This is a genomic window from Protofrankia sp. CiT1, from assembly GCF_917627335.1.
Taxonomy (GTDB): Bacteria; Actinomycetota; Actinomycetes; order Frankiales; family Frankiaceae; genus Protofrankia.
On the sequence record NZ_CAKJTP010000072.1, the window covers coordinates 14,027 to 22,395 of the forward strand.

Sequence of the window (8,369 nt, forward strand, 5' to 3'; positions counted from 1 at the left end):
GGCGTCACGGACAGCCCGGCCACACCGGCAAAAGCCATTTCCCCGCTACTGGCCACAACCACGGAATACCCGGAAAGAAAGCAGTCCTCCCACCATGGGCAGACCTGGTCGACGGTTTCTGTTCACCGCGACGAAAAGGTTACGGATACGGAGAAATCGTGCTGCTCCCGGCCGGCTGGGGGCCGCTCCACGGGGATGCCGACACAACCGGGGACGCCGACGCAACCGGGGACGCCGAGGCCATCGCCAGCCGCCCGGCAAGAGCCAGCCGCCTGGCCAGGGGCGGCCCTGTATCGACCGGCGCCCTGTCGACGGGCACCGTCGCTGCCGGCACATTCAGCGGAGCAAGGAGGGCAGTCGACGAACCGTCAGCCCTGGCGGAATCGCCATGTCCACAGGAACTGGTGGTAAATACCACGGTCAAAGCCGCGGAACAAGCCAGCAAACAACGGAGCCTGGAACGCACGACCGCCGCCATCCCACCTGTTCGGGCGGCCGACTCCAGTCGTTACCGCACTCTGTTCCCCGCCGCACCATTTCTTGCGCCGACGCCAACGCTAGCAGCAGCTGACAGCGAAGCCGGGGAGAGTTACACGACGTCCGGAAGGACAGCTGCCGGACAGGTGTTCCGGAACCCGTATCGGCTATCCGAAAAAGTATGATCGAACCGTTTTGGCCAGGGACTGGACGGCAAGAATCGATAGATAATTTGGCCGAAATATGACCGGTCAATGATTCTCACGTGACACGTCCGGTCACGAGCCGGTCAGCCTGGGCAGTCATGATCAATTTTATTGTGATCAATGTCGCATATCCACGGACGCAGCCGTCGCCACCCAAGCTCCCGTACGCCGCGACCCGCCGCGCCGCCGGGCGACAGGCTGCCGGGCAACAGGCCGCGGCTCCAGCCCGTCCAGCCGATCTTCGATCACGCGGCCCGGCCAGGCCCTAACCTCCAGAACGGAAGGCAGCCGTCAAACAGGTAACGACCGGTTGGAGCGGGAACACATGAGCGAGCAGGAGTACCGCATTGAGCACGACTCCATGGGCGAGGTGCGGGTACCGGCCACAGCCAGGTGGCGGGCACAGACCCAGCGTGCGGTTGAGAACTTCCCCGTCTCGGGCCAGCGGGTCTCCCCTGCCCACATAGCCGCGCTCGCACAGATCAAGGCTGCCGCGGCCACCGCCAACGCGGCCCTCGGTGTCCTCGACACGGAGACCGCGGCGGCGATCTCCGCAGCGGCCGCGGAGGTCGCCGCCGGGCGCTGGGACGACCACTTCCCGATCGACGTGTTCCAGACCGGCAGCGGGACGTCATCCAACATGAACACCAACGAGGTGCTGGCGACGCTGGCCACCGAGCGGCTGGGCCGGCCGGTGCACCCCAACGACCACGTCAACGCCTCACAGTCGTCCAACGACGTGTTCCCCTCGTCGATCCACGTCGCCGCGACCCAGGCAATCGTCCGCGACCTCGTGCCCGCGCTCGACCATCTGGCCACATCATTGGAACGCAAGAGCATCGAGTTCGCCGAAGTCGTCAAGTCCGGACGCACCCACCTGATGGACGCGACACCGGTGACCCTCGGGCAGGAGTTCGGCGGGTACGCGGCCGCGGTCCGCTACGGCGTGGAGCGCCTGCACAGCGCGTTGCCGCGGATCGGCGAACTGCCGCTGGGCGGCACCGCCGTGGGCACCGGCATCAACACCCCGCCGGGCTTCGCCGCGGCGGTCATCAAGCAGCTGGTCGCATCCACCGGCCTGCCCCTGTCGGAGGCACGCAACCACTTCGAGGCCCAGGCCTCCCGGGATGCCTTGGTCGAGGCCTCCGGCGTACTACGGGTGATCGCGCTGTCCCTCTACAAGATTGCCAACGACCTGCGGTGGGCTTCGTCGGGCCCACGCGCGGGACTCGGGGAGATCCACCTGCCCGACCTCCAGCCGGGCTCCTCGATCATGCCCGGAAAAGTGAACCCGGTCATTCCCGAGGCGGTGTGCCAGGTTGTCGCGCAGGTCGTCGGCAACGACGCGGCCGTGGCCTTCGGTGGCTCCGCGGGCAACTTCGAGCTGAACGTGATGTTGCCCGTCATCGCGCGAAACCTGCTCGAGTCGATCCACATCCTGTCCACCATCACCCGCCTGTTCGCGGACCGCTGCGTCGACGGCATCGTCGCGGACGTCGAGCGCTGCCGGCGGTTCGCCGAGTCCTCACCGTCCATCGTGACGCCGCTCAACCGCTACCTGGGCTATGAAGAGGCCGCCAAGGTCGTCAAGCAGTCCCTGGCCGAGGAAAAGACAATCCGGGAGGTCGTCCTCGAACGTGGCTATGTGGCCGCCGGCACACTCACCGAGGAACAGCTGGACGCCGCGCTGGACGTCCTGTCAATGACTCACCCATAGCTGACTCATCCATAGGTTTCCGCGCGGGACCTTCGCGTACACGGAAAACCACGATCGCGCGCTCCACGGCCCAGTGGGCCCGAAAGCCCCGGGACCAATAGCGACGCCCCGGAGGAGATATGGCCGCACCGGTTTCCGGGCCGAAGCCTTTCTTCCGGACCGGCCTCCCGGACCTCCACACCAGTAAGATCGTAATGGTTGGGAAGATGCCGGGGCTGCTCGCGGCCGAGACCAGCGGGGGCCGTGGAGAACCCCCCAGCAAGTCCCCACGACCCCCGCACCTGGTTCAACGACACGGCTCGACGGAGGTTACGGGCACTCGGAAAATTTTTTCGGCCGCGCCAGCCAGATCCGGTCACCCATGGCCACAGACCGCGTCTATGCCATCACTCAAATCAGGAAGTGCCACCGGCGGCTGCGACGTGCCACCAACGGCTGCGGAGGTGTGCGGAGAAGCGGAGGTAACAACCTGACGATTGAGGCGTCGCGAGCCTTCCGGCCAGATAGCCTCACAGCAATCAATTGTGGGGATTTCACCTGAGGAGGTGACGATGTACGACTACGACCTCCTCGTCATCGGATCAGGTCCAGGCGGGCAGAAAGCGGCTATCGCCGCCGCCAAACTGGACCGTCGGGTGGCGATCGTCGACCGCCGTGACATGGTCGGTGGAGTCTGTATCAATACCGGTACAATTCCTTCGAAAACGCTACGTGAGGCTGTGCTCTACCTCACCGGTATGACCCAACGGGAGATGTACGGGCAGAGCTACCGGCTTAAAGACGACATAACGGTCGGCGACCTGTCCTCACGCACACAGCACGTCATCGGGCGTGAGATCGACGTCATTCGCAGCCAGCTCAGCCGTAACCGGGTCACGCTGCTCATCGGTACGGCAAGCTTCATCGACGCGCATACCATCAGCATCAAGGGCACCGACGAGATCGACGAGCGGCGGGTCCACGCGGAAAAGATCATCATTGCGACCGGAACCCGGCCGGCCCGGCCAGGCACAGTCGACTTCGACGGCCGCACGGTGGTTGACAGCGATCAGATCCTGTCCCTGGACAAGATCCCCGGCTCGATGGTCGTCGTCGGCGCCGGTGTGATCGGTATCGAGTACGCGTCCATGTTCGCGGCGCTCGGTACGAAGGTGACAGTCGTCGAACGCAGGGACCGAATGCTCGACTTCTGCGACGTGGAGATAGTCGAAGCCCTCAAATACCACCTGCGCGACCTTGCCGTCACCTTCAGATTCCGCGAGTCGGTGCTGTCGGTGGGACGCCACAACGGCGGGACGCTGACGTTGCTGGAAAGCGGCAAGAGACTGCCCGCGGACACCGTCATGTACTCGGCCGGTCGCCAGGGGCTCACCACCGCGCTGAACCTCGCCAACGCGGGCCTGAGCGCCGACAACCGTGGTCGGATCAAGGTGGGGTCGGATTTCCGGACCGAGATAGATCACATCTTCGCGGTCGGAGACGTCATCGGCTTCCCCGCCCTGGCCGCGACGTCCATGGAACAGGGCCGGCTCGCCGCCTACGCGGCCTGCGGCGAGGACGTCCACGTGATGCGGCACGACCTGATGCCCATCGGGATCTACACCATCCCCGAGATCTCCTATGTGGGCAGCACCGAGGACGAGCTCACCGAACGGGCTGTGCCCTTCGAGGTGGGAGTCGCCCGCTACCGGGAACTCGCTCGCGGCCAGATCGTCGGCGACTCCTACGGCATGCTGAAACTCCTGGTCAGCTCCGTCGACCGGAAGCTGCTCGGCGTACACGTCTTCGGCACTGGCGCCACCGAGCTCGTCCACATCGGCCAGACGGTGATGGGCTGTGACGGCACGATCGACTACCTGGTCGACGCCGTGTTCAACTATCCGACCCTGGCCGAGTCCTACAAGGTGGCCGCGTTGGACGCGATGAACAAGATGCGCGCCATCGCCCGTTTCAGCGGCTGAGACGACGGGCCACCGCTCGCGCGGGCGAAATCGCGTCCGGGCCGGGTCGCACGTGTTCCTCAACGCAGGCGGCCAGCCGCGCTGACCACGCCTCGGATCGAGGCTCCCCGGGCGCCTCGGGCACCCCGAGCGATACAGATCAGCGGGGGACGCGCGCCCACCCGGATCGGGCGCCGCGGATTCGCAGCTTGTCACCCAGCGTCCCGGGGATTTCCTGAAGGAGCATCCACCGGTGATCTGAGATCTCCTCCGAACGCAGGCGCACGACCTCGTCTGGAACATGTAGCACAAAACGGATGTCATAGTGGATATGTGATGTTTCGTCCCGACCGGGATCCGCCGGGACGACGTACGCATCAATATCCACTGGCCGGGCGGTGTCCGGGATCACGGTGTTCGCGGCGATTCCGGTCTCCTCCGCAAGCTGACGCAGGGCCGTACCGAACAGGGACTGGTCGGTTGCCTCGACATGCCCGCCGGGAAGCAACCAACGGGCCAGGCGCCGGTGGTGGATGTGCAGCACCCGCCAGTCAGCGGTGACCGCGACCGCGCCGCACGTGACATGCCCCGGCATCGTGGTGCGGTCCGTCACCGGCCCCGGCCCGCCCATAGCGGCCAGCACCAGCGGACCCACTGTCTCAAGTTCGCCCGGATTTTCCTCGAGGTAGTTGAGAACCACCCCAGCGACCGCATTGTTGCTCACTGCCACGGCTCATCACAGTACCGGCGAGAAGCCGATCCGGGATGAGCAAGGGCCTACCAGGCGCCGCTGTTTCCATCATGTTCATGAGTGCCGGCCCGGCCGCCGGAGCCCTCCCAGCCCCGGCAGAACCCAGCGACGGCATACGTTTGCCCATGAGCCTGCTCAGCGTGGACCGGCTGCCGGTCGCCGCACCCGCCAGCTCCCGTGTCGCCAGGCCGACACAGCTCCCTCCAGCCCTGAACGGAGCGCGCTGACGGGCCGCCGACAACCATCCCGGCCTGTCAGCGGCTGCGCCTATGGTGTTGTGACCGATATTAGTGGTGAAAGACACACCAAAGCCAGGCAGCCGGAGGCGGTCACACAACGGGTGTGCCGACAGCCCCGGCCCCATGAAGGGGGAGATCAGGTTGCGCCGTTGCGACGCTCTGGCACGTTCGGCCGAGTCCGGCCGGTACCGGATGGCGGCAGTGGCCACGGGCGCGGGCCTGGCCCTGCTGCTGGTGGGGGGATGCGGCGGATCATCCGGTTACGGCAACGCGACCTCGTCGGCGGCCTCCTCAAGCGCGCCGAGCTCGTTGCCGACAGGACTGCCGACGGCCCTGCCGACAGGGCTGCCCGGCGGTGAGCAGGTGACCAACGGCGCCGATGCCCTGAAGGAGCCAAACGTCCCAGCTGGCTTCCCGATCCCACCAGGCGCCAAGGTCAACGGTGGCACCTCCGGCAACAGCCAGTCCACAGTGGCGTTGACCGGCGTTTCCGACACGGCGGTGGCGAACTTCTACCGCACGGCGCTGCCAGCCGCCGGCTACACCATCACCAGCGACAATCAGATACCCGGGTTGGCAACGGCCATCGGATTCCGTGGCCATGGCGTGACCGGCAACATCGATGCGGCCGGTGTCGGGACATCCAATGGTGCGATTCTCACCTTCCGTAAGCAATAGGGACGGCCGGGGGCGGGCCTGATCCCTGCCGGGCCAGCCCCCACCGCCGGTCACACAACAACCAACAATGCTCAGACAAAATGAACACATATATCAGCACCATGTGTCAGTAGCACATCAGCCAGCCGCTTAGAGCGCCCGGTAATAGAGGCGTGGATCAAGGAGCGGGGCTGGGGTGCGTACATCGCAAGGCGGAGGAGGGAGTCACCCTGGTCCTTGGGGTGTCGACCGACGACAACGCGGCGAGGTGCGTGCCCCAGCCCCGCGACGCCGCGTCCCTATTGCCGGTCGCTCCTAGCGGACGCGACGGCAGGTCACGTCCGTTCGGCCCAAAGAACAACGATCATCAATCGCCCCGCGGCTGAAGGCCGCACGGGAATCCGGCTCCGCGACAATTTGACTTCACGGCGACACCAGGGCACATTACCTTATAGCCCAAATCGGGCTATAAATTGCTAAAAGGTGGCTGATGCTGGTAAGCTGCCGAGCAGCGTGTGTCGTGCTGTCACGGCCCGCTACCAGTTCCGCTCGGTGCGTTCTTCAGCTGACTCCAGCGTCACTGGACACCGTCGGAGTACGCCGGATGACTAACCCCGCCAAGCAGCGCAGGTACCGCTCGCCGCTGCGCACCGAACAGGCCCGCCAGACCCGGCTGCGTATCCTCGAAGCGGCCAGAGAGCTCTTCTACACACAGGGCTACGCGACAACAACGATCAATACGATCAGCAAAACGGCCGGTGTCTCGCCCGACACCGTCTACGACGCCTTCCGCTCCAAGCGTGGGCTGCTCAAGGAGCTGCTGGGCATCAGCGACGCGCAGGGCGGAGATGGGGATGGGGACCGGCAGCACCCGACACCCACAACACCGGGACCATACGCGATCAGCCAGGAAACCGATCAACGGCGGCAGATCGCGATGTTGGCTGCGGACACCTCCCATCAGCTCGAACGCCTGCGGCCCCTCGATGACATCCTGCGCGACGCGGCGGTGACCGACCGGGAGATGGCCGCCTTTCAGCACGACCAGCGGCTGGGCCAGCGGCGGCAGATGACGGCGGTGGCTCGCTGGATCTCAGAACGCGGACCGCTGCGTGACGAGATGCCGGTCGATCAGGCGGCCGCGGTCATCTGGACGCTCACCACACCCGAAGTTCACCACATGCTGCGTGTCATCTGGCAGTGGAGCGCGGAACAGTACGAGGCCTGGCTGGGCCGGACCCTCACGGACACGCTGCTCCCCCGGCCGCGCTAGTGGTACCCGCCCATCACCGAGCAGGCCTGGTTGGCTACATCGTGTTTCGGAAGTCGCCGTTCGATCAGCGGGCCGCGTCCAGGCGGCTCCTGGCAAGGCCGCGGGCCACACCGACCGGCGCTGGCATGGCGCTGGCGCTACTCCCAGCTGACGAACCGTGGGTGACCGGATGAGCCGGCTGGGCAAAAGGGTGGAGCTGGACCACGGATCAGTAGACGATCGACCGGATCAATGGACCACAGCCGCCGCCACCCCTCAGGTGGCAGGCGACGACGTGCCCGTACCAGCAATCGCGACCTTGGCCAGACGGTGGGCCAGCCGGGCGACGAACAGCCTCACACCGACGACCACCACAGCGCCCGTCCCGGGTATAAGCGGCACAAAACTGCCCTGCCAGACAATCTGTGTACCACCGCTGTCCAGCGGAGACAGATCGACCGTCCCCAGGTAGTCCCGGACTGGCAACGCCGAACGCATCCGGTAGGCATGCCGCTGGCCGGGCACATACTCGACGATCTCCTCCCGGACATACAGCGGTGGCCGACCGAGCCGGCGTATCGCCCCCACCCCACCCGGCGCGGGCGTGCCTTCCCGCTCCCAACGGGACCGGGACACGAGCGGACCCGCCCACCGTGACCAGCCCTCACCGTCCGCCAGCAGATCGAACACCACCGACGGTGACGCCCCCGATGTCTCGGTCACCACGAAAACCCGGCGCCGGCTGCTCATGACCCCACCACGACCGGCCCGCGCCCAGGTCCCACGAGGTCGACCTGGATCGCCGGGGACAGCGGCAGCAACATCGATCTCATGCCCTTACTCTTCAGCAACCACGCACACATCGCAAGAATCCCCGACACGACTGTCGAACGATCATCGTCCCCACGGGGCCCGAGCACTCGCCGGCGAACCTTCGGGTGTGCGCCGGCTCAGGGCGGGCGACTACCGGGTGGTCTACCACGTCGAGGATGCCCGGCTCGCCGTCGCGCTGGTCCGGGTAGCGCACCGCAGAACTCGACCAGCACTACTTCCGCGCGATACGTCCACTCGGCAACCACAAGGCGTTCCGTCTCCTGCCGAACGACCTGTGACGGCGCTGGTGGTGCATG

The 8,369-nt window shown here is 66.0% G+C and carries 7 protein-coding genes; 5 read left to right on the forward strand and 2 right to left on the reverse strand.

Features of this window, described 5'->3' with window-relative positions; all coding sequences use genetic code 11:
* Positions 1–1,008: 1,008 nt before the first annotated feature.
* Positions 1,009–2,400, forward strand: coding sequence for an aspartate ammonia-lyase (locus tag MJ785_RS13195; protein ID WP_239345729.1), 1,392 nt, complete (start codon positions 1,009–1,011; stop codon positions 2,398–2,400).
* A gap of 551 nt (positions 2,401–2,951) precedes the next feature.
* Complete coding sequence (gene sthA / locus MJ785_RS13200; protein WP_239313912.1) at positions 2,952–4,361, forward strand: Si-specific NAD(P)(+) transhydrogenase; 1,410 nt, start codon at positions 2,952–2,954, stop codon at positions 4,359–4,361.
* A 139-nt stretch (positions 4,362–4,500) separates the two neighbouring features.
* Here sthA and MJ785_RS13205 read toward each other — a convergent pair whose 3' ends face one another.
* Positions 4,501–5,064: an NUDIX hydrolase gene (locus tag MJ785_RS13205; protein WP_239313914.1), complete on the reverse strand. Its 564-nt coding sequence runs from the start codon at positions 5,062–5,064 to the stop codon at positions 4,501–4,503.
* Between the two features lie 458 nt (positions 5,065–5,522).
* Between MJ785_RS13205 and MJ785_RS13210 the strand changes: the two genes are divergently transcribed.
* Together MJ785_RS13210 and MJ785_RS13215 are read left to right on the forward strand one after the other, a co-directional pair.
* Positions 5,523–6,008: a hypothetical protein gene (locus MJ785_RS13210; protein WP_239381162.1), complete on the forward strand. Its 486-nt coding sequence runs from the start codon at positions 5,523–5,525 to the stop codon at positions 6,006–6,008.
* A 583-nt stretch (positions 6,009–6,591) separates the two neighbouring features.
* Positions 6,592–7,260 (forward strand): TetR/AcrR family transcriptional regulator, encoded by a 669-nt coding sequence (locus MJ785_RS13215; protein ID WP_239372354.1) that lies wholly within the window; start codon positions 6,592–6,594, stop codon positions 7,258–7,260.
* A gap of 255 nt (positions 7,261–7,515) precedes the next feature.
* Here MJ785_RS13215 and MJ785_RS13220 read toward each other — a convergent pair whose 3' ends face one another.
* Complete coding sequence (locus MJ785_RS13220) at positions 7,516–7,989, reverse strand: SRPBCC family protein (RefSeq protein ID WP_239345724.1); 474 nt, start codon at positions 7,987–7,989, stop codon at positions 7,516–7,518.
* Positions 7,990–8,179: 190 nt separating this feature from the next.
* Between MJ785_RS13220 and MJ785_RS13225 the strand changes: the two genes are divergently transcribed.
* A partial coding sequence (locus MJ785_RS13225; protein ID WP_239381160.1) for a type II toxin-antitoxin system RelE/ParE family toxin occupies positions 8,180–8,369 on the forward strand: 190 nt, incomplete at its 3' end.

What these genes read in the sequence shown, in the direction of transcription:
- MJ785_RS13195 (WP_239345729.1), top strand. Translation starts at nt 1,009, where the DNA reads ATGAGCGAGCAGGAGTACCGCATTGAGCACGACTCCATGGGCGAGGTG.
- sthA (WP_239313912.1), top strand. Translation starts at nt 2,952, where the DNA reads ATGTACGACTACGACCTCCTCGTCATCGGATCAGGTCCAGGCGGGCAG.
- MJ785_RS13210 (WP_239381162.1), top strand. Translation starts at nt 5,523, where the DNA reads ATGGCGGCAGTGGCCACGGGCGCGGGCCTGGCCCTGCTGCTGGTGGGG.
- MJ785_RS13215 (WP_239372354.1), top strand. Translation starts at nt 6,592, where the DNA reads ATGACTAACCCCGCCAAGCAGCGCAGGTACCGCTCGCCGCTGCGCACC.
- MJ785_RS13220 (WP_239345724.1), bottom strand. Translation starts at nt 7,989, where the DNA reads ATGAGCAGCCGGCGCCGGGTTTTCGTGGTGACCGAGACATCGGGGGCG.